Raw genomic sequence first — 20,456 nt, forward strand, 5'->3', positions numbered from 1 at the left:
GGACTCCCACATGTCGCACAACCCGTACGACGACCTTCCCGCCCTGCCGTCCTTCACGCTGACGTCCGACGACGTGACGGACGGTGCGCCGCTGAAGAACGATCAGGTCAGCGGGATCTTCGGGGCGGGCGGCCACGACGTGTCCCCGCAGTTGTCGTGGTCGGGATTCCCTCCCGAGACCAAGAGCTTCGCCGTCACGATGTTCGACCCGGACGCCCCGACCGCATCCGGTTTCTGGCACTGGGCGGTCGCGAACATCCCGGTCGGCACGACGTCGCTGGCCGCGGACGCCGGAGACGAGAACGGATCCGGGCTGCCCGCCGGCGCCGTGACGCTGGAGAACGACGGCGGTCTCGCCCGGTACCTGGGTGCATGCCCGCCCAAGGGGCACGGGCCGCACCGCTACATGTTCGCGGTCCACGCGGTGGACGTCGATCACCTCGACATCACCGCGGACTCGAAGCCGGCATTCCTCGGCTTCAACCTGTTCTCGCACGCGATCGGGCGCGCGGTGATCACCGGAACCTACGAGCAGAAGTAGCTTTCCACCGTCGAGGGCCCGCCACCGGATCAACGGTGACGGGCCCTCGACGCGTGCGGGGCTACGTCCGCGCGCCGGCGCCCACGGCATCGGCGATGGACCGGAAACCGGCCTCGCGAACCTTGCGGGCCAGGCCCTTGTGCAGCTTCTTGGCGTAGAAGGGGCCGCCGTAGATGAAGCCGGTGTAGCCCTGCACGAGCGTCGCGCCCGCGAGGATCCGCTCCCACGCCTGGTCCGCTGTCTCGATACCGCCCACCGAGATCAGAACCAACTTGTCGCCCACCCGGCCGTGCAGGCGGCGCAGCACCTCGAGTGAACGCGCGGCCACCGGCGCACCGGACAGTCCGCCCGCGCCGATCTCCTCGATCCTGGACTGCGGGGTGTTCAGCCCCGTCCGCGAGATCGTGGTGTTGGTGGCGACGATGCCGGCCAGCCCCAGCTCCACCGCGAGATCGGCGACCGCGTCGACGTCCTCGTCGGACAGGTCCGGCGCGATCTTCACGAGCACCGGGATGTGCACGGTGTCGAGCACGGCCTGCAGCAGCGGGCGCAGCGACTCGACGGCCTGCAGATCCCGCAGGCCCGGCGTGTTGGGGGAACTGACGTTGACGACGAGGAAGTCGGCCAGCGGGCCCAGCAACCGGGCGCTCGCGGTGTAGTCGCCCGGTGCGTCCTCGGCCGGAACGATCTTCGTCTTGCCGATGTTGGCGCCGATCGGCACGTCGCCGCGACGGTGACGGAGGTGGTTGGCGGCATTGCCGGCGCCGTGGTTGTTGAAGCCCATCCGGTTGACCAGGGCCCGGTCGTCGGGCAGCCGGAACAGTCGCGGGGCCGGGTTTCCGGGCTGCGCCTGCGCGGTGACGGTGCCGACCTCGGCGAAGCCGAAGCCCAGCGGACCCCACGTGTCGACACCCGTCGCGTCCTTGTCGAAGCCGGCGGCCAGGCCCACCGGGGCCGGGAAGTCGACGCCGAACGCCGTGGTGCTCAGCGCGGGATCGTCGACGACGAGCACCTTCGCGACCAGCGCGCGGATCGGCGCGAAGCGCGTGACGAGCCGCATCGCCGCGAACGCGAGGTGGTGGATGCGTTCCGGGGGGACCCGGAACATCAGACGAAGAAGCAGGTAGTACACGAATCTCCTCGAGGCAGGATGCCGGAAACGTGATGGGTGGTGTCGATCAGCCCGCGAGCGGGATCCGCTGCAGGCCGTCGCCGGTGGCCGACCCGACGACGAGCGTGCCCGTCGCGGTGTCGACCGTGACCGAGTTCGGCTGACGGACGGTGTCGAAACGGTTCTTCTCCACGGGCACGCCGGTGGACAGGTCGTAGCCGACGACCTTGTTGTTGCCCGTGAGTGTCACCCACACCAGGTCGGTGCGATTGTCGTACGCGAGCGCGTAGGGGGCGTGCGGGACGGGGTAGCGCTGGCGCATCATCAGCGGATCGGTCGTGAAGACCAGCAGTTCGTCCCCCGCGGTGTCGGTGACGAGGATCCGCTCGTGCTCGTCGGTGACGAGTTGCGTGGCGCCCTCGCCGGCGCGCAACGCCATGCCGAGCGACGAGTCACCCAGATCGATTTCGGTGAGCGACGTCTGACGGCGGTCCAGGGCGCTCAGATCTCCGTCGGTGAGGGCGAGTTCGTCGACCGATGCGAGCCCGGAGATCGTCTCGGTGACCTCGCTCGTGGTGGGGTCGACGAGCTGAACCTTGCCGCCGGCAAGACCCACGGCGAGCTTGCCGTCGGGCAGGAAGAGAGCGGACCGGGCGTCGCCGTCGACCGTGACTGCCGACTTCTCCCCGGAGGCCGCGTCCACGATCTGCACCCGGCCGTCCATCGGGAGCAGCAGTCGGCCCTCGGCGGCGACGGTCATGTCGACGGCCCGGCCGTCGAGCGTGACGGAGCGCGGCTCACCCGCACCTCGCAGCAGCAGGTTCGCGCCGCCGTCGGTGAGAATCGCCGTGGTGTCGGTGGCCGGGTCGAACGCGAGAGCGTCCACCGGGCGCCCGAGGGACTCGACCGATCCGGACGGTGTGGCCGCGGCCGGGGCGACTGCAGCGGTGGCCGGTTCGATCGTCTGGAGATCGTCACCGTCCTTCTCGCTCGAGCACCCGGTGAGCAACAGCAGCGCGGCCCCGATCGTGCAAGCGGTGATGCGCGGTGCGGTTACTCGCATGGGTGTGCTCCTCGGAGATGATGCAGGGGTGCTGCGTGGTCGCTCGCCTCTAGCATCCATGATCGACACCGACCGTCGGAATTCGAGTCGGCCTGTTCGTGAGGCGCGCGACACCCACACGCGGTCAGTGCCGCGTGGCAGTACCGTCGTCGCGGCGCGGAAGGACCAGCGTGGCGCCCGAACGGGGATGCTCGAACACTTCGACCGGATGCCCGTACACGCGGCTGAGCAGTTCCTCGGTGAAGACCTCGGCGGGTGTGCCGTCGGCTGCGGCACGCCCATCCTCGAGGATGCAGATGCGGTCGGCGTAGGCAGCGGCCAACCCCAGGTCGTGCAGCACGACGACGACAGCGGCGCCGTTCGCGGCCCGGGCCCGTGCGATCGTCATCACCGACTCCTGATGACCCAGGTCCAGCGCCGCAGTGGGCTCGTCGAGGAGGACCGTCTCGGTGTCCTGCGCGAGGACCCGGGCCAGGGCGACGCGGGCCCGTTCCCCGCCGGACAGGACGCTGAACGGTCGATCGGCGAGGTGCGCGACGTCACAGATCGCCAGGCTCTCGTCGACGACCTTCTCGTCGTCGGCGCTGCGATCGGTGCGCTGCCACGGGGCGCGTCCCATGCGCACCACGTCGCGAGCGGTGAACGAGAATCCGACGGTGTGCTGCTGCGGCAGCACCGCGCGGCGACGCGACATCTCGGCCGGTGTCCACGCGGAGAGCGGCCGGCCGTCGAGTTCCACGGTGCCATTCGCGACGGGCTGGTCCCCGGACAGTGCGGCCAGCAGTGTCGACTTGCCGGCGCCGTTCGGCCCGACGAGGGCGAGGACCTCGCCCGCGCGAACCGTGATGTCGACGCCGTCGAGGACGATGCGGCCGCCGCGTTCGACGCTGATGCCGGTGGCCCGCATGGTGACGGCGCCCGGCTCGGTACGTCCCGGTCCCGTGACCTCGCGACCGAACAGGTTGCGGGCCCGGTCGAGCAGCGATGCCATCAGGCCCACCCTCCCTGCCGGGACCGGGTGCGGCGGAGGAGCCAGAAGAAGAAGGGCCCGCCGACGAGCGAGGTGAGCATGCCGAGCGGCAGATCGGCGTTCTCCACGAGGGTGCGCGAACCGAGGTCGGCGGCGAGGAGGACCACCGCGCCGCCGAGCACGCTGGCGGGTAGCAGCAGACGGTGTCCGGGGCCGACCAGCATGCGCATCACGTGCGGGACGACCAGGCCGACGAACAGGATGATGCCGGTGAACGCGACGCCGGACGAGACCAGCACCGCGACGATGACGATGGCGATCAGGCGCAGCTTCTCGACATCGACGCCGAGATGCCGGGCCGCGCTCTCGCCGAGGGCGAGCAGGTCCAGCTTGGGGGCGATCAGCATCGACGCCGCGATACCGGCGATCGCCATGGGAGCGACGATCGCGACGGCATTCCAGGTGGCGCCGTTGAGACTGCCGAGTTGCCAGAAGACGATCTGGTCGCGGGCCGCGGGGCTGGCCACGAACGTGAAGAACGCGATGAGACCACCCGCGAAGGCGTTGATCGCGACACCCGTGAGCACGAGCGTGACGACCTCGGTGCGGCCGTCCGAGCGGGCGAGCAGGTAGACCAATGTCGTGGTGACGAGGCCGGCCACGAACGCCGCGCCCGCCACCGCGGGGCCCGCGGTGAACGCGCCGCCCAGGACGATGGCCGCGCTGGCGCCGACGGCCGCGCCCGCGGAGACGCCGATGACGCCGGGTTCCGCGAGCGGATTGGAGAACACGCCCTGCAGGAGGGCGCCCGAACAGCCCAACGCCGCCCCGACGAGGATCGCGAGGATCACCCGCGGGAAGCGCACCTGCCACAGCGTCACCTCGCCGCTGGGATGCGACGGCATGGGTCCGATGTCGAGTCCGACGCGGTGCGCGATGCTGCCGAGGACCTCGGCGGGGCTGGTGGGCACCTGGCCGATGCATGCCGACGCGAGCGCCAGCAGGGCCAGCAGGACCACCAGCCCGACGACGACGGCACCGGGCCGCACTCTCGGCCGGCTGGCGACGGCGGTGCTCATCCCGCGTCGGGGTGGTAGATCGCCTCGGCCAGTGCCGCCAGAACCTGGCCGGTGTTGGAACCGAAGCTGAGCAGCATGGTGTCTGCCATGTCGACGACACGTTCGTTGCGGCCCGCGGGTGTCTGCGCGATGCCCGGGATCTTCTCGAGCCCGTCGACGCCGCCGATCGACTGGAGGCCACCGCTCATCATCAGGATGACGTCCGGGGCCGACGCGATCATGGCCTCACTCGTGATGGGAACGAACTCACTGGTCAGTCCGGACGCGGTCCCGGCGTCGGTGGCCCCGAGCGCGGCGATCAGCGAATCGGCTCCCGAACCGGGGCCGGCGAGCATGGTGATCGACGGCCCACGCATGTAGAGGAAGGCGATCTTCAAGTTCTCGGACCCGGCCGGGACCATGGCCTTCGCGTCCGCGATCTCCTGTTCGGTGCGCGCGACGAGCTGCTCTCCCTGGCCCGGCACGCCCAGCGCCTGCGCCACGGCGGTTATCTGCCCCGGGACGCCCGCGAGGGTGCGCGTCGGATCGAAGAAGATCACCGGGACACCGGCCGCACGCAACTGGTCCTGGACGGACTTGGGGCCGATGCTGGTGTCGGTCAGCACGACGGTGGGTGCGAGGTTCAGGATCGCTTCCGCGTTCATCGCCTGGCCGCCGGGGGTGACGTTCGGGATGTCCTTCGCAGCCGGGAACGCCGACGCCGTGTCGCGGCCGACGACGTTGTCGCCGAGTCCGAGGGCGAACACCGTCTCCGTCAGCGTGCCGTAGCGGTCCGCGGTGACGATGCGACTGGCATCGGTCACGGTGACGTCGACGCCGTCGAAGCTGCGCACCGTGACCGGCAGTTGGGGCACGGGGTCGTTCGAGACGGGTCGCGGATCGGCGTCGGCGACCACCGCGGTGGTCCGGCCGCGCTGCTCGGTGTCGCCGGTGGGGACCGACGTACACGCGGCGAGCGAGACCACGGTCGCGGCCGAGGCGGCCACGACGAGGAGCCGGGAGAGCACAGATCTCATTTCACAAGGTAACGATCGATGTCGGCTTCGAGGTCCGCGAAGAGGGCACCGTTGAGACCGTAGGCGAGGTTGACCTCGGCGATGAAGCGAGCCTGTTCCTCGGGGGAGAGCGGTGCTGCGTCGAGGTTGGCGCGGTACTCGTCCTTGAAGACCTTCGGCTTGGCGATCCGGTCGAAGATGTAGAAGCGCAGTCCGTCGACCTCGTAGCCGTAGGCGCGCTCGAGCATGCGGCGGATGATCTGGCCGCCCGAGAGGTCGCCCATGTAGCGCAGGTAATGGTGCGCCACGAAATCGGCGGCCGAGTCGAACGCCACCTCCTCGAGGCGGGCGACGTATGCGGCGGTCGCGGGAGTCGCGACGACCTGGTCGCGCCAGCCGGGTCCGAGGAGGAATTCGAGGTCCGCGGCGAGGGACGGCAGCCGGACGAGGTCGTCGGTGATGAAGGGCGCGGCGATGGGGTCGGCGACGTGCGCCTCGGCAGCGCGCTCGAGTGCTTCGTACACCAGGTACGTCTGCGCCAGCAGGGCCGCGTAGCCCTCCTCGGTGAGCTTGCCCGCGAGGAGATCACCCACGAATCGGGACTGCTCGGTGGCGCGGTGAGCAGCATCGGTCTCGCTCTTGATGCGCTCGGCGAAACCGGCGAGTTCGCCGGCTTCGGTACCCTGGTCCAGCACGTCCATGTGATCTCCTTCACGTCGACATCCGTCGAACTCAACGGACACGAGGTTAGCCTATCCTCGCATGGTTGTCGTCGCTAAATACCGGGAATCAATCGAAAGTTGGACGCGCGCCCGATTCACGCGCTCACGTCGTCCAACGCCGCAGCGATTGCCGGGGGAAGCCGGAGGTCTTCGGCGGACAGCACGCCCGTCAGCTGGGCCAGATCCCGAGCGCCGACCACGGCACTCGCGATACCGGGACGGTCGCGCGCCCACGCGAGCGCGACCGCGAGCGGTGACGTGCCGAGCCCGTCCGCGGCGGTGAGGACGGCGTCGACGACCCGGATCGACGACTCGGTGAGGTAGCTGCGCACCTCTGAGGCATGGGCGGGGTCCGCGCCGCGGGAATCGGCCGGGATGCCGTCCCGGTACTTGCCGGTCAGTACGCCGCCTGCGAGCGGCACCGCTGCGAAGACGCCGATGCCGTGGTGTGCCGCCGCCGGCAGCAACTCTTCCTCGACCCCCCGCGCGAGCAGCGAGTACTCGGCCTGGGTGGCGACCAGTCGCCCCGGCCCCGAGCGGCCCGCGGCGGTGGCCAGCTGCCAGCCGAGGTAGCCCCGGGCGCCGGTGTAGCGCACCCGTCCGCTGGTGACCGCGAAGTCGAGGGTGTCGGCGATCTCGTCGACGGGCGTCAGCCGATCCCACGTCGCGACCTGCCACATGTCGAGGTGGTCGGTGCCGAGTTCCCGCAGCGTCGCGTCGAGTTGCGTGAGCAGTCCGCGGCGCGAGCAGTCCACCCGCTGCTCGGGCGGCGCGAAGGGGTTGATCCCGGCGCTGCCGCCGAGGATGAGGTAGTCGCGCGGCACGACGTCGTCGAGGAGTTCGGCGAGTAGGCGCTGCGCCTTGCCGTCGCCGTAGGCGGGGGAGGTGTCGACGAGTGTGCCGCCCGCGTCGACGAAAGCGGACAGCTGTGCGGCAGCCTCGTCGCCGTCGGTGTCCCTGCCCCAGTGCAGGGTGCCCAGACCGAGCCTCGACACTCGCAGCCCGCTCGTTCCCACTGCTCTGTATTCCATAACCGCCCACGCCTCGACACCGGATGAATTCGTCGGCGGGTGGCACCCGCCGATCAAGAACACTAGTAGCGCGCACGGCGCGCCGAGTACAGCCACGCCGGGTACCGTCTGAGCCGTGAAAATTGGACTACATGCGTGTAATCCGGATGCCCCCAACCTCATCCGCGGTACTGCCCGTTTCTCGAGTGGCTCGGGGTGCCGCGCGTGATCGGCGAGGCCATGACCTGGCTACAGGCGATCGTCCTGGGGGCGGTGCAGGGTCTGACGGAGTTCCTGCCGATCTCCTCGTCCGGACATCTGCGCATCGTGTCCGAGATCTTCTTCGGCACCGACGCCGGCGCGTCCTTCACCGCCGTGACCCAGTTGGGCACGGAAGCTGCTGTGCTGCTGTACTTCGCGCGCGACATCGGGCGCATCGTCGTCGCGTGGTTCCGGGGCCTGCTGCATGCCGAGCACCGCTCGGACCTCGACTACCGCATGGGCTGGTATGTGATCCTCGGCACGATTCCGGTGGGCGTGCTGGGCTTTCTGTTCAAGGACCAGATTCGTACCGGCGCAAGGAATCTCTGGCTGATCGCGACCATGCTGATCGTGTTCGCGCTGGTGATCGCCGCAGCCGAGTACTACGGCCGCAAGACCCGTCCCATCGAGGACCTGCGGGCCCGGGACGGCATCATCATGGGTTCGGCGCAGGCGCTCGCACTCATTCCGGGTGTCTCCCGCTCGGGCGGCACCATCAGCGCGGGCCTGTTCCTGGGTCTGACCCGTGAGGCCGCCGCCAGGTACTCGTTCCTGCTGGCGATCCCGGCCGTCGTGGCGTCCGGGTTGTTCAGTCTCCCGGATGCATTCGAGCCCGCAGGTGAGGGACTCAACGCCTCCGGTCCGCAGCTGCTGGTCGCGACGCTCATCGCGTTCGCCATCGGCTACGCCTCGATCGCGTGGCTGCTCCGCTTCGTCGTCAACCACTCGATGTACTGGTTCGTCGGATACCGCATCGCGCTCGGGACGCTCGTGCTCGTGTTGCTCGCGACCGGCGTGGTCTCGGCGACGTGACCGGCGTCCGAGCCCGATCCCACTAGGCTGTGACGCATGACGGTGATCCTGCTCCGACACGGACGTTCGACCGCGAACACGGCCCGCACACTGGCCGGTCGCTCGTCGGGCGTCGCACTCGACGAGTTGGGTGTGGAGCAGGCGAAGAGGGTGGTCGAGCGTTTGGCCGGACTCTCGGTGGTGGAGATCGTCCATTCGCCGCTGCTGCGCTGCGAGCAGACGGTCGCTCCGTTGGCCGTCGATCGTGGCCTCACCCCCCGAGTCGACGACCGATTGGTCGAGGTCGACTACGGACAGTGGACCGGGCGTGAGCTGAAGGAACTCGTCGAGGAACCGCTCTGGAAGGTCGTCCAGCAGCACGCCTCCGCGGCTGTCTTCCCCGGCGGGGAAGGCCTGGCCCAGGTTCAGGCACGTGCCGTCGTCGCGGTGCGGGAGCACGATCGGCGACTCGCCGAGGAACACGGCGGCGACGTGCTGTGGGTGGCCTGCAGTCACGGCGACGTGATCAAGGCGGTGCTCGCCGACGCGGTCGGCACGCACCTCGACGGATTCCAGCGAATCGTCACCGAGCCCGCCTCGATCAGCGTGATCCGGTACACGGACACCAGACCGTACGTCCTGCGTATGAACGACACCGGCGGAGACTTGAGCGGCCTCGACGGGCAGGGGCACAAGCCCGACGCGCGCGAGCCCGTTCCCGGAGGTGAGGTCGGTAACGGCGACTAGGCGGATAATGAGGCGGTACGAAGAATTCGAGGAGGTGCAATGCCGCGCGCGATACACGTTTTCCGCACCCCTGATCGATTCGTAGCGGGGACGGTCGGCGAGCCGGGCGACCGGTCCTTCTATCTCCAGGCCGTGCACGACGCCCGGGTGGTGAGCGTGCTGCTCGAGAAGCAGCAGGTGCAGGTGCTCGCGGACAGGATGGGTCTGCTCCTCGAGGAGGTTCATCGCCGGTTCGGCACGGCGGTGCCGCCCGAGACCGGCGAGCTGGACGATCTGAGCCCGTTGGTGACGCCGCTGGACGTGGAGTTCCGGGTGGGCACGATGGGACTCGGCTGGGACGCCGAGGCGGAGTCGGTCGTGGTCGAGTTGCTCGCGGTGAGCGAGACCGAGTTCGACGAGTCGGTGGTTCTCGACGACACGGAAGAAGGCCCCGACGCCGTTCGCGTGTTCCTGACCCCGTTGCAGGCCCGCGAGTTCGCGTTGCGGTCCGAGCGGGTCGTCGCGGCCGGGCGCGCCCCGTGTCCCCTGTGCGGGGAACCGCTCGGTGCGGACGGACACGTGTGCATCCGCACCAACGGCTATCGCCGGATCGCCGGGTTCGATTCCTCCGTCGAGTTCGGGGAAGAGCTCTGACCGCGGTGCCGATCGAGCCTCTCGATCCTGCCGACGGTGCACTGCTCGCGGAGGGCGAGCTGACCCTGGTCGGCCGTATCGTGCACGCCAGTAACGCGACCCTCGTGTGTGATGCGTCGACGGACGGGCGATCGGTGCGGTGTGTGTACAAGCCGATTCGCGGCGAGCAGCCGCTCTGGGACTTTCCGGACGGGACCCTCGCCGGGCGCGAGGTGGCCTCGTACCTGATTTCCGAGGAACTCGGCTGGGGCGTCATCCCGCCCACCATCCTGCGGGACGGTCCGTTCGGTCCGGGCATGGTCCAACGGTGGATCGAGACCCCGGAGCGCCGTCCCGAGGAGGGCGGCCAACCCGATCTGGTGGACATCTGCCCGCCCGAGGAGGTGCCACCGGGCTGGCTCGAGGTGCTGCGGGCGCTCGACGTCCAGGGTGCAGAGGTCTCGCTGATCCATGCCGACGACCCGCGGCTGCAGCGGATGGCCGTGCTCGACGTGGTGCTGAACAACGCGGACCGCAAGGGTGGCCACGCGCTCGAGGGCGTCGACGGCTGGGTGTACGGCGTGGATCACGGCATCTGCCTGCACGAGGAGAACAAGCTCCGGACGGTGCTGTGGGGATGGGCGGGCACGTCGATCGCGGACGACCTCGTAGCCGATTTGGCTGCGCTCGCCGAGCGCCTCTCCGGCGACGAACTGCCCGCGGTGCTGGCCGAGCACATCACGTTCCGGGAGATCGACGCATTGCGCGACCGCGTGCGGATGCTGGTCCGGGATCCGGTCATGCCGCATCCGTCGGGCTCCCGGCCCATTCCGTGGCCGGCGTTCTAATCCGCCGGTTCGTGGCGGGCGCGGATCAGTTCGATCAGGAGCGCGCGTAGCGCGGGGGGATCGGAAACACCCGCGGTGAGCGAGTCGTCGTCCTGTTCGAGGGCGAGCAGTCGGGTGTAGATGTCGCGGCCCGACGCGGTGATCGTGACGCGTTGTCGACGTTCGTCGCCGGGATCGGTGGCGCGGGTGACGAAGCCGCCGCGCTCGAGCCGCTCGACGGTGCGGCTCATCGTCTGGTCGGTGACCCGGCACGCGCGCGCCATGTCGCGCTGGGAGCGGGGTCCGTCGGTGAGACTGTGCAGCGCGATCAATCCGGCGTGGGTGGTGCCGTGTACGCGCAGCACCTGTTCCCACGAGTGCTCGACCAGGCGAGCCGCGGTCGACAGCAACCGGCCCGTGGGCCAGGTGTCGAAGCCTCCGGTCTCCGGCGGACGGTTCGGGGCGGGCTCGGTCAAGGGCGTCTCCGTGCAATTGTTCAGTGGGCTGAATAAACTCCGAGGGGAAGTGTTCCGAGAGTAGCCGTCCACCGACCCCGGAGGCCCCGTGAGCAAGCCGGCAACCAGCAACTCCACAACGCGTCGCACCTCCCGGTGGCGGTGGCTGCTCCCGGCGGTCCTGGTCCTGGTGTGGCTGGGCGTCGGCGGTTTCGGCGGGCCGTTCGCCGGCAAGCTCGGTGACGTCCAGCAGAACGACAACACCGCCTTCCTGCCGTCGTCCGCGGAGGCCACCGAGGCGGGTGCCCTCTACGACGGCTTCACCGACACCCGTTTCGTACCCGCCATCGTCGTAGCCGAACGCGATTCGGGGACAACGCCGTCGGACGCGGATTTCCTCGCACGGGTGGGCGCCTCGGTCGCGGGACAGCCGGGATTCGGTGACCAGATCTCACCGCCGATCCCGTCGCAGGACGGCCGCGCGCTGCAGATGATCGTGCCGATCGATTCGACGGTCGACGTCGGCGACAGTGTCGAGACGTTGCGGACGGATCTGAGCAGCCCGCCGGACGGTCTGACGGTTCTGGTGACCGGTCCGGCCGGGCAGGTCGCCGACCTCTCGACGGCGTTCAAGGGCATCGACGGGTTGCTGCTGCTGGTGGCGGCCGCGGTGGTCCTGCTGATCCTCGTGATCGTCTACCGCAGTCCGCTGCTGCCGTTCCTGGTGCTCTCGTCCGCAGTGTTCGCGCTGGGACTCGCGAGCCTGCTCGTCTATCTGCTGGCCGATGCCGGTGCGATCGCGCTGAACGGGCAGAGCCAGGGCATCCTGTTCATCCTCGTGTTCGGTGCCGCGACCGACTACGCACTGCTGTTGGTGGCGCGCTACCGCGAGGAGCTCCACAACGCGCCGGACCGGTTCGACGCGATGAAGCGGGCGTGGCGCGCCACCCTCGAACCGGTCGCTGCCTCCGCCGGCACGGTGATCGCGGGCGTGCTGTGCCTGCTGCTGTCCGATCTCAACTCCAACCGCGGTCTCGGTCCCGTCGCCGCCCTGGGTATCGCGGCGTCCTTCGTGGCGTCGATGACGTACCTGCCGGCGGTGCTCGTGCTGTTCGGGCGGGTCGCCTTCTGGCCCAAGCGACCGGCGTACGACCCCGAGCACGCCGACCGGGACGAGGCTGCCGACCACCGGTTCTGGGGCGCGCTGGCGCGCAAGGTGGGCGCGCATCCTCGACGGTTCTGGGTTGCGTCCACGCTCGTGCTCGCCGCGTTCGCGTTGCTGCTGCCGACCTTCAAGGCGAGTGGCGTGGCGCAGTCCGACATCTTCCTGCTCGACGTCGATTCCGTGGCCGGCCAGCAGATCCTCGGGGAACACTTCGATGCGGGCTCGGGGTCGCCCGCGGTCGTGATCGCCGACGCCGACGCTCTGGACGGAGTCCTCGCGGCGTCCCGCGTCGACGGGGTGAGTGACGCGCGAGCGGTCACGGCGCCGGGGGAGGCGACCCCACTGGTCGTCGACGGCCGGGTCGCGATCCAGGCGACACTCACCGATCCGGCCGATTCGCTGGCCGCTGAGCGCACGATCGAGCGACTGCGCGAGTCGGTGCATGCGGTTCCGGGGGCCGACGCGCTGGTGGGCGGTCCGACCGCGACGGACCTGGACACCAAGAACACCTCCACCCGGGACCGGACGGTCATCATCCCGGTCGTGATCGCGGTGGTGTTCGCGATCCTCGCGCTGCTCCTTCGATCGCTGCTGGCGCCGCTGTTGCTGATGGGCACCGTCGTGCTCTCGTTCGCTGCAACCCTCGGGGTGTCGTCGCTGGTGTTCGACCACCTGCTCGGCTTCCCGGGCGCGGACCCGGTGGTTCCGCTGTTCGCGTTCGTGTTCCTCGTGGCGCTGGGGATCGACTACAACATCTTCCTCATGACCCGGGTGCGGGAGGAGTCACTGCGCGTCGGCACCCGGCGCGGCGCCCTCCGGGCGCTGACCGTGACCGGTGGAGTGATCACGTCGGCCGGTGTGGTGCTCGCGGCCACGTTCTCGGCGCTCGCGGTGATCCCGCTGCTGTTCCTCGCGCAGCTCGCGTTCATCGTGGCGTTCGGCGTGCTGCTCGACGCACTGCTGGTGCGGTCGCTCCTGGTGCCCGCGCTCACCGTCGACATCGGACAGCGGATCTGGTGGCCGAGCCGTCTGGCGTCGGCACCGGAGCCGTCGGACACGCCGCCCGCGAGGGCGGAATCGACTCTCCACTAGGCTCGTTCCCATGCAGTCTTGGTCCGACACCGCTGTCCCGTCCGTGCCCGGTCAGGGGCCTGCCCTCCGGCTCTACGACACCGCGGATCGGCAGGTGCGGCCGGTCACTCCGGGCGCGACGGCGAAGATGTACGTGTGCGGCATCACGCCGTACGACGCGACCCACCTCGGTCACGCCGCCACCTATCTGACGTTCGACCTGGTGAACCGGGTGCTGCGGGACGCCGGTCACGCCGTGCACTACGTGCAGAACGTCACCGACGTCGACGACCCGCTGTTCGAGCGCGCCGACCGCGACGGCGAGGACTGGGTGGTGCTCGGCATGCGGGAGACGGCGCTCTTCCGTGAGGACATGGAGGCGCTGCGGGTGCTCCCGCCGCAGGACTACATCGGGGCCGTGGAGTCGATCGGCGAGGTCGTCGAGTTGGTCGAGAAGTTCGTCGCGTCCGGTGCGGCGTACGTGGTCGACGACCCCGAGTATCCCGACGTCTACTTCCGCGCGGATGCGACCGCGCAGTTCGGTTACGAGTCGGGCTACGACCGGGCGACCATGGACCACTTCTTCGCCGAGCGCGGCGGCGATCCGAACCGGCCCGGCAAGCGGGATCCGCTCGATGCTCTGGTGTGGCGGGCGCAGCGTCCGGGCGAGCCGTCGTGGCCGTCGCCGTTCGGCCCGGGCCGTCCCGGCTGGCACATCGAGTGCGCCGCGATCGCGCTCAACCGCATCGGCTCGGGTTTCGACATCCAGGGCGGCGGTAGCGACCTGATCTTCCCGCACCACGAGTTCTCGGCGGCGCACGCCGAATCTGCCACCGGCACCGATCGTTTCGCCCGCCACTACGTGCACACCGGCATGATCGGTCTGGACGGCGAGAAGATGTCCAAGAGTCGCGGCAACCTCGTGTTCGTCTCGAAGCTGCGCGGCGAGGGTGTCGATCCCGCCGCGATCCGGCTCGGTCTGCTCTCGGGGCACTACCGGGTCGACCGTCCGTGGACCGATCACGTGCTGGCAGACGCGCAGGAGCGGCTCGCGTTGTGGCGCAAGGCCGCCGCGCTCGAGTCCGCCCCGTCGGCCGAGGACACCGTGGCGCGGCTGCGGCAGCATCTCGCGGACGACCTGGACACCCCCAAGGCCCTCGACGCGCTCGACGGCTGGGCCCGGCGTGCCGTCGATCACGGGGGTCCGGACGCGGGGGCGCCGGGTGCCTTCGCGGCCGCGGTGGATGCGCTGCTGGGCGTCGAACTGCGCTGACCTACAGCCGGGTGAACTTCTCGCTGTCCGCCTCGAATTCGGTGAGTAGTTCGGTGGTGAGGGTCGGTCGGGTGTCGGCGATCGCCGCGAGGTAGTCGTCGGTGGTGGCTGGTCTGCCCGATCGCTCGGTGACCTCGCGTTCGAAAGCGGCCTGAGAACCCTTCCGGGACGCGAACTCGATGTCGGCCGGGGTGAACAGCTCGCTCGCCTCGACGAGTCGGTCGAGATCGACGTGCGCCGCCGATGCGCCGAGATACCGGTGCCAGACGGCCTTGCGGGCCGGCTCGTCGGGCGGGCCCACGGGGATCACGTAGTCGAAGCGCCCCGGCCGCAGGAAAGCGGAGTCGAGGGAATGCACCGAGTTGGTGGCACAGACCATCAGTCGGCGCTCGCCCTCCCGGAACGCGGGAATGAGTTTGAGCAGTTCGTTCGTGACGCCGTGCGCGGGGTTGGTGGCGACTCCGGTTCGGGCGCTTGCGATCTCCTCGACTTCGTCGATGAACAACACCACCTCGTCGAGTTCGGCCAGATCCGCGAACACCTCGCGCAGGGACGCGGCGAGCCCGCCCTCGGACGATGCGGCGAGGCGGGACGGGAACAGTTCGACGAACGGCCAGTCGAGGCGTGACGCGATGGCCTTGGCGAAGCTGGTCTTGCCCGTGCCGGGCGGACCGAACAGGATCACCGCCTTGGGCGGCTGAACGCCGTAGCGGTCGGCGAGGTCGGGGTTCTCGAGCGGCGAGACGATGCGGCGCTCGATGACCTCCTTGACTCCCTCCATGCCGGACATGGTGTGCCACAGTCCTTCCGGCATCACCCGGCCGCCGAGCTCACTGAGCAGAGTCTTGTCCGGGCCCAACGGTTCGAGCAGTTCGTAATAGACCAGGCCGTCGCGACGGAGGTATCCCGAGTGCTCGAACGCCGCGGATCCGGTGGCGGCATCGGGCATCACCGCCGAGATGCGGTGGGCGCCCGCGCTGCGCAGTCGTCGCTCGAGGTTCGCGAGCAGGGCGCTCCCGATGCCACGGTTGCGCCAGCGCGAGCCGAGCGCGACGAGCAGGATCCACGCCCGTTCGCCGTGCACCTGTGCGACCGCCATGCCCACCAGTTCGTCCCCGACGGTTGCGACCACCGCGGGCTGGCCGGCGCGGGCCGCCGCCATCACCTCCGCGAGTGTGAACACCGGTTCGGACGAGCCCGGGATGCGACTCTGGTCCCAGATCTGGATGGCCTGGTCCAGGTCGTCGTTCTGGAAGTCGCGCAATCGCCACACCGGCATGTGCGGTCACCTCGATCCGATCGGGTCGGTCACGTCGTCGGGTCCTACGAGTAGACACCGCGCTCTCGGGGCTGTCAGCCCGAGGCGGGAATTGCAACGACCCTGATATGCGGCAAATCCCCTGGTCATCTGCATGTTCGACGCCAAACCGCTGTGGTGCGCCTCACCTGGTCGTTAGATTGTGGGGGTCCCTGCGACGTGTGGAGGCGGTCGGCCATGACACCGGACGAGCTCATGAACGAGGCGTGCCGACTCGCGATCGAGTCGGTCGAGAACAACTGGGGTGGTCCGTTCGGGGCGGTGATCGCCCGTGACGGGGACATCGTCGCGCGCGGCCAGAACCGCGTCCTGCTCACCGGCGACGTCACGGCCCACGGCGAGATCGAGGCCATCCGCAAGGCCGTCCAGGTACTCAACGCGGCGGCGCCGAGCATCTCGCGCGAGCATGTCGACGAGTCCACCCTGAAGCTGGTGCCGCGGCCGGAGGGCTCGCCGGATCGGGTACCCGAACGGGCACGGATGTTGATGGGGATGGAGATCTACACATGCGGGGCGCCGTGTCCGATGTGTATGAGTGCGATCTACTGGTCACGGCTCGACGCGGTGTACTTCGCGAGTGATCTGGCGGCCACGAGCCACATCGGCTTCGACGACGCGTTCCAGTACGAGGATTTCACCCGTCCGCTCGCGGAGCGGTCCATCAAGGTCGAGCAACTGCGCGCCGACCTGGGCGCCGCTGCGTACGCGACGTGGGCCGAGAAGCCCGACAAACATCCGTACTGACATGGCGCCCGAGCCGCCTGCGAGCAATCCTCGACCCGCGACGGTCGTCGTCACCCATCGGCTCCGCCCGGGGGCCGACGCCGACTTCCGGCGATGGCAGGGCGAAGTGGATTCGGCCGCAGCGACGTTCGTCGGTTTCCTCGGTTCGGAGATGGTGCCGCCGTCGATGGGCGGCTCCGAGTGGTCGGTGGTGTACAGCTTCGATTCGCTCGATCACCTCCGCGCCTGGCTCGACAGCGGCCGGCGGCGGAAACTGGTGGACGGCGGCGCCGCTCTGTTCGCCGAGACACCCACCCAGAACGTGCTGCCCGAGAACGCTTCGGAGGCGGTGACCGTCGTGGTGTCGCATCCGCCGGTGCCGGGCCGCGAGCCCGAGTTCGTGGCGTGGCAGCACCGAATCACCGACGCGGAGAAGACGTTCCCGGGCTTTCGGGGCTCAGAGTGGCACCCTCCGATCCCGGGGGTGCAGGAGGACTGGACGATCTTGTTCACGTTCGATTCCCAGGCCGACCTCGACCGGTGGCTCGGGTCACCGGAACGGGCGGCGCTGCTCGCGGAGGGGCAGGAGTTCAGGGACTTCACCGTGCGGCCGATCCCGAGCCCGTACGGATCGTGGTTCTCGGCGGGCGGGGCCGGGGAGGCGAAGGTGCCGTCGTGGAAGACCGCGTTGTCGGTGCTGGTGGGGCTGTACCCGCTGGTCGTGGTTCTCACCATCACCATCGACGAGTTGTGGCCGGACGCGCCCCTGTGGGCGAGTCTGCTGATCGGCAACATCGCCTCGGTGTGTCTGCTGACGTGGGTGGTGATGCCCGTGGTCACCCGAGTCCTGCGTTTCTGGCTCGAACCGCGCGACGCGTCGAGCGGGCGCGTCGACACGATCGGGCTGGTGATCTCGGTGGGATTCCTCGCAGTGGCGGCAGTCGTGTTCTGGCTCGCGACCACGGTGGTGTGGTCCCTGCCCTGATCGCGGACCTCCCGCTACCCCGACCCCGTCACGGTCAGCCACAACAGCGCGATGTTCAGGGCCGTGACGAGTCCGACACAGAGCCACGCGACGGCGGTGGTGGCGGGGGCGTTCCGTTCGGGACCCATCAACTCGGGATCCGACGTCATCCGCACGAGTGGGACCAGTGCGAACGGGATGCACAGGCTCAGCACGACCTGACTGATCACGAGCGCGTACGTCGGATCGACGCCGATCCCGAGCACGATCAGAGCGGGGATGAGGGTGACTACTCGTCGGGTGAGTACCGGGATCCGCATGTTCAGCAGGCCGTGCATGATCTCGGACCCGGCGGCGCACCCCACCGATGTCGACGCCAGGCCGGATGCGAGCAGGCCGACGGCGAAGACGACCGCTATGCCGGGGCCGAGCGACGCCTGGATGGCGGCGTGGGCGCCCTCGATACTGTCGGTGCCCGGGACCCCGCGCAACGCCGACGCGGCGAGGAGCAGCATGCCGATGTTGACTCCGCCTGCCACGACGAGTGCCGCCGTGACGTCCCATCGCGTGACCCGCAACAGACGGTGCAGGCGAGGGCCGTGCCCTGCCGCGCCGTGCCGATCGCGGGCGAGTGCGGAGTGCACGTAGATGGCGTGCGGCATGACGGTGGCCCCGAGCATGCCGGCCGCGAGCAGCACGGTCTCGGTGCCCTCGAAGCGCGGCAGCAGGCCGGTCGCCGCCTCGCCGACCGCGACATCGGTGAAGAACAGTCCGGCGAGGAAGCCGATCGTGATGATCGCCAGCAGTCCCATCACCACGAATTCGAAGGTGCGTTGGCCGCGGCGCGACTGGACGGACAGGATGACCATCGACACCACGCCGGTGACCAGGCCGCCGACGAACAGAGGCAGGCCGAACAGCAGATGCAGCGCGATGGCGCCGCCGATCACTTCTGCGAGGTCGGTCGCGGCGGCCATCGCCTCCGCTTGCAGCCAGAACGCGCGGCGGTTGCCCTTCCGCAGTCGCCGGCCCAGCATCTCCGGCAGGGATCGCCCGGTGACCAGGCCGAGCTTCGCCGAGAGGTACTGGATCAGGACCGCCATCGCGTTCGCGAGCACGAGTACCCACACGAGGAGGTAGCCGTACTTGGCGCCGGCGGTGAGATTGGCCGCGACGTTGCCCGGGTCGACGTATGCGATTGCGGCGACGAAAGCGGGACCCATGAGGGCTACGGAGCGCAGACCCCCACCGCGCCGTCGGAGCGGGGTGGGGGCGTCGATCTCGGTGCTCACGGGACTCCGCTCGTCGAACTTGCCGGGTACGGGCAGCGAGCACCGAACGCGCGGTGATTCGCTTATTCGTACTATAGAGTTCGGGGAGCCGAACTTTCAATCGACGCGGGTTCAACGCGAATCGCCCCCTGCCGGACGGGGTGTCCGGCAGGGGGCGACGAGGTGGGCCGTCAGTGGAAGACGGAGAGCGCGCGCTGGAAGCTGTCGATGCGCTGCGGCAGGCCGTGGGTCCCGCCGTTGACGATGCGGGAGACGCTCTCGATGCTGCCGGAGTCCGACACGGCATTGAGGTTGCGGGACTGCCAGTACCAGGCGGCGGTCTCGAAGGCGTTCTCCGGTGTCGCCATCAGCTCGGGGTTCGCGACGAAGTCGATCCCGAGGTACTGGCTCACACTCTCGTAGTTGTGGCGTCCGGTCACCTGGATTGCGCCGCGACCCTTGAACCGCTCGCCGTCGCCGGGTGCGAAGTTGCCGAGATCCGAGCGGCCCTCGTAGGCGCGACCGGACGCGTACTCCTCGAACGTGCGGAACGAGTCGGATTCGACCACGAGCTGGGCGATGAATGCGGCCTTGCGGAGCGGGGTGTCGATCGCGGCCTTCGCGAGTGCCTCGTTGAGCGGTGCGACGTACTGTGCCAAGCGGTCGGGCGCCACCTGCGGGACGATGTTGACGAGCTCGTCCAGGGTGACGGACGCGGGGGCCGGCGGGGGCGGGGGTGCCGGCAGTGCAGGTTCCGGCACGACGCGCGCCTGCGGGACGGGTGCGGGAGCGGTCGAGGACTGGGGCAGCTCGAGCGCCTTCAGCAGGCCGGCGGTGTCGAGGAACTGGGCGGGCGCGGTGGGTAACGAAGGCGTGACGCTCGCGGAGGCGACCGGTCCGGTCGCGAGGTTGCCGGCGCAGAGCCCGGCGACGGTGGCGGTTGCGAGGACGGCGACACGGGCTCGCGACAGGAGTCCGCGCTGGGTGCCGCTCTTGCGATCGGTCGTGCAGTCAGGAGTGTTGTGCAAGGCTCATGCTCCGGCTGGGGGCTGCGGGTGCAGCCGCGTCGGGCGTGAACACCGGTATCATCGGAAGTGGTCCTCGGGATCGAGACCGTCGGATCACCGGGTGGTCACGGCAATGTCACAACCAGATAACAGGCCGTTACCAAAGATCTTCAAGTGATCGAGACGAGCGCCACTCTCGGCACCGAAAGTGATTCAGATCACAAATCTGTCGGCGTGTCGTTACGGGCTTTGTGCCCTCAGGCCTGGTAGGTGAGCCTTTCCTCGTGGCTCGGGTGGGGGAGGGAAACCCCTCGTCGTGACCTTCCAGCCCCGCAATCGGCTCCACACGAGCGCGAAGATGAACCGCGATCGGCGCCCACGAGACCGGTTCGTGACATCGGTTCGTGACATCACCGCCGCCGACCGATACATGTCTGCGACCCCGTGCCTCGACCCGTCGGCCTCCTCGGGTGGGGGCA

At 69.3% G+C, this 20,456-nt stretch carries 20 protein-coding genes; 9 read left to right on the plus strand and 11 right to left on the minus strand.

The features are described 5' to 3' along the window. The first annotated feature begins 10 nt into the window (after positions 1–10). Positions 11–541, plus strand: a complete 531-nt coding sequence (locus C7H75_RS12350) for a YbhB/YbcL family Raf kinase inhibitor-like protein (protein WP_005513280.1) — start codon at positions 11–13, stop codon at positions 539–541. Between the two features lie 61 nt (positions 542–602). Here C7H75_RS12350 and C7H75_RS12355 read toward each other — a convergent pair whose 3' ends face one another. The 7 genes from C7H75_RS12355 to C7H75_RS12385 form a co-directional block, all read right to left on the minus strand. Then, positions 603–1,673 (minus strand): quinone-dependent dihydroorotate dehydrogenase, encoded by a 1,071-nt coding sequence (locus tag C7H75_RS12355; RefSeq protein WP_106851397.1) that lies wholly within the window; start codon positions 1,671–1,673, stop codon positions 603–605. A gap of 46 nt (positions 1,674–1,719) precedes the next feature. Beyond that, positions 1,720–2,715, minus strand: coding sequence for an NHL repeat-containing protein (locus C7H75_RS12360; protein ID WP_013415993.1), 996 nt, complete (start codon positions 2,713–2,715; stop codon positions 1,720–1,722). A 124-nt stretch (positions 2,716–2,839) separates the two neighbouring features. Further along, positions 2,840–3,706 (minus strand): heme ABC transporter ATP-binding protein, encoded by an 867-nt coding sequence (locus C7H75_RS12365; RefSeq protein WP_005513276.1) that lies wholly within the window; start codon positions 3,704–3,706, stop codon positions 2,840–2,842. Then, positions 3,706–4,764 (minus strand): FecCD family ABC transporter permease, encoded by a 1,059-nt coding sequence (locus C7H75_RS12370; protein WP_005513274.1) that lies wholly within the window; start codon positions 4,762–4,764, stop codon positions 3,706–3,708. Before C7H75_RS12370 ends, C7H75_RS12365 begins: the two co-directional genes overlap by 1 nt. Beyond that, complete coding sequence (locus C7H75_RS12375; protein WP_064079101.1) at positions 4,761–5,780, minus strand: heme/hemin ABC transporter substrate-binding protein; 1,020 nt, start codon at positions 5,778–5,780, stop codon at positions 4,761–4,763. The genes C7H75_RS12370 and C7H75_RS12375 overlap by 4 nt, the downstream gene beginning before the upstream one ends. Further along, positions 5,777–6,460 (minus strand): biliverdin-producing heme oxygenase, encoded by a 684-nt coding sequence (locus C7H75_RS12380; protein ID WP_005513272.1) that lies wholly within the window; start codon positions 6,458–6,460, stop codon positions 5,777–5,779. Before C7H75_RS12380 ends, C7H75_RS12375 begins: the two co-directional genes overlap by 4 nt. Before the next feature lie 116 nt (positions 6,461–6,576). Continuing rightward, complete coding sequence (locus tag C7H75_RS12385) at positions 6,577–7,512, minus strand: aldo/keto reductase (RefSeq protein WP_005513270.1); 936 nt, start codon at positions 7,510–7,512, stop codon at positions 6,577–6,579. Positions 7,513–7,719: 207 nt separating this feature from the next. Here C7H75_RS12385 and C7H75_RS12390 point away from each other — a divergent pair, with 207 nt between their 5' ends. The 4 genes from C7H75_RS12390 to C7H75_RS12405 are packed head-to-tail and all read left to right on the plus strand — an operon-like array spanning position 7,720 to position 10,751. Continuing rightward, positions 7,720–8,565 carry an undecaprenyl-diphosphate phosphatase gene (locus C7H75_RS12390; RefSeq protein WP_175271880.1) on the plus strand — a complete coding sequence of 282 codons (846 nt, stop codon included), beginning with the start codon at positions 7,720–7,722 and terminating at the stop codon, positions 8,563–8,565. A 36-nt stretch (positions 8,566–8,601) separates the two neighbouring features. Beyond that, positions 8,602–9,291: a histidine phosphatase family protein gene (locus C7H75_RS12395; RefSeq protein WP_005513268.1), complete on the plus strand. Its 690-nt coding sequence runs from the start codon at positions 8,602–8,604 to the stop codon at positions 9,289–9,291. A 39-nt stretch (positions 9,292–9,330) separates the two neighbouring features. Beyond that, positions 9,331–9,924 (plus strand): Rv2134c family protein, encoded by a 594-nt coding sequence (locus C7H75_RS12400; RefSeq protein ID WP_005513266.1) that lies wholly within the window; start codon positions 9,331–9,333, stop codon positions 9,922–9,924. A gap of 5 nt (positions 9,925–9,929) precedes the next feature. Then, positions 9,930–10,751 carry an Rv2133c family protein gene (locus C7H75_RS12405; RefSeq protein ID WP_064058807.1) on the plus strand — a complete coding sequence of 274 codons (822 nt, stop codon included), beginning with the start codon at positions 9,930–9,932 and terminating at the stop codon, positions 10,749–10,751. On the opposite strand, the gene C7H75_RS12410 is transcribed toward C7H75_RS12405, so the two are convergent. Further along, positions 10,748–11,206, minus strand: coding sequence for a MarR family winged helix-turn-helix transcriptional regulator (locus C7H75_RS12410; RefSeq protein WP_013415999.1), 459 nt, complete (start codon positions 11,204–11,206; stop codon positions 10,748–10,750). The genes C7H75_RS12405 and C7H75_RS12410 overlap by 4 nt on opposite strands. An 88-nt stretch (positions 11,207–11,294) precedes the next feature. On the opposite strand from C7H75_RS12410, the gene C7H75_RS12415 reads away from it, so the two are divergent. Beyond that, entirely contained in the window at positions 11,295–13,442 is a 2,148-nt protein-coding gene (locus C7H75_RS12415) for an MMPL family transporter (protein ID WP_106851398.1), read from the plus strand. Between the two features lie 10 nt (positions 13,443–13,452). Further along, the gene (gene mshC / locus C7H75_RS12420; protein WP_064077371.1) at positions 13,453–14,694 is read left to right on the plus strand and encodes a cysteine--1-D-myo-inosityl 2-amino-2-deoxy-alpha-D-glucopyranoside ligase; all 1,242 of its coding nucleotides are present in this window, start codon (positions 13,453–13,455) and stop codon (positions 14,692–14,694) included. Between the two features lies 1 nt (position 14,695). Here mshC and C7H75_RS12425 read toward each other — a convergent pair whose 3' ends face one another. Beyond that, positions 14,696–15,973 (minus strand): ATP-binding protein, encoded by a 1,278-nt coding sequence (locus tag C7H75_RS12425; protein ID WP_005513261.1) that lies wholly within the window; start codon positions 15,971–15,973, stop codon positions 14,696–14,698. 216 nt (positions 15,974–16,189) lie between these two features. Here C7H75_RS12425 and C7H75_RS12430 point away from each other — a divergent pair, with 216 nt between their 5' ends. Continuing rightward, positions 16,190–16,756, plus strand: a complete 567-nt coding sequence (locus C7H75_RS12430) for a nucleoside deaminase (RefSeq protein WP_022595909.1) — start codon at positions 16,190–16,192, stop codon at positions 16,754–16,756. Position 16,757: 1 nt separating this feature from the next. Continuing rightward, a complete protein-coding gene (locus C7H75_RS12435; RefSeq protein ID WP_084923222.1) occupies positions 16,758–17,720 on the plus strand; it encodes an antibiotic biosynthesis monooxygenase in 963 nt (320 codons plus the stop codon). Between the two features lie 14 nt (positions 17,721–17,734). Here the strand turns inward: C7H75_RS12435 and C7H75_RS12440 are convergent, their stop codons facing one another. Further along, on the minus strand, positions 17,735–18,991 hold the full coding sequence (locus C7H75_RS12440; RefSeq protein ID WP_013416004.1) for an Nramp family divalent metal transporter: 1,257 nt from the start codon (positions 18,989–18,991) through the stop codon (positions 17,735–17,737). Positions 18,992–19,161: 170 nt separating this feature from the next. After that, on the minus strand, positions 19,162–19,998 hold the full coding sequence (locus C7H75_RS12445; RefSeq protein WP_013416005.1) for a glycoside hydrolase family 19 protein: 837 nt from the start codon (positions 19,996–19,998) through the stop codon (positions 19,162–19,164). Positions 19,999–20,456 lie beyond the last annotated feature (458 nt).

Source organism: Rhodococcus (subgen. Prescottella) equi, assembly GCF_003013675.1.
GTDB classification, from domain to species: Bacteria; Actinomycetota; Actinomycetes; order Mycobacteriales; family Mycobacteriaceae; genus Prescottella; species Prescottella equi.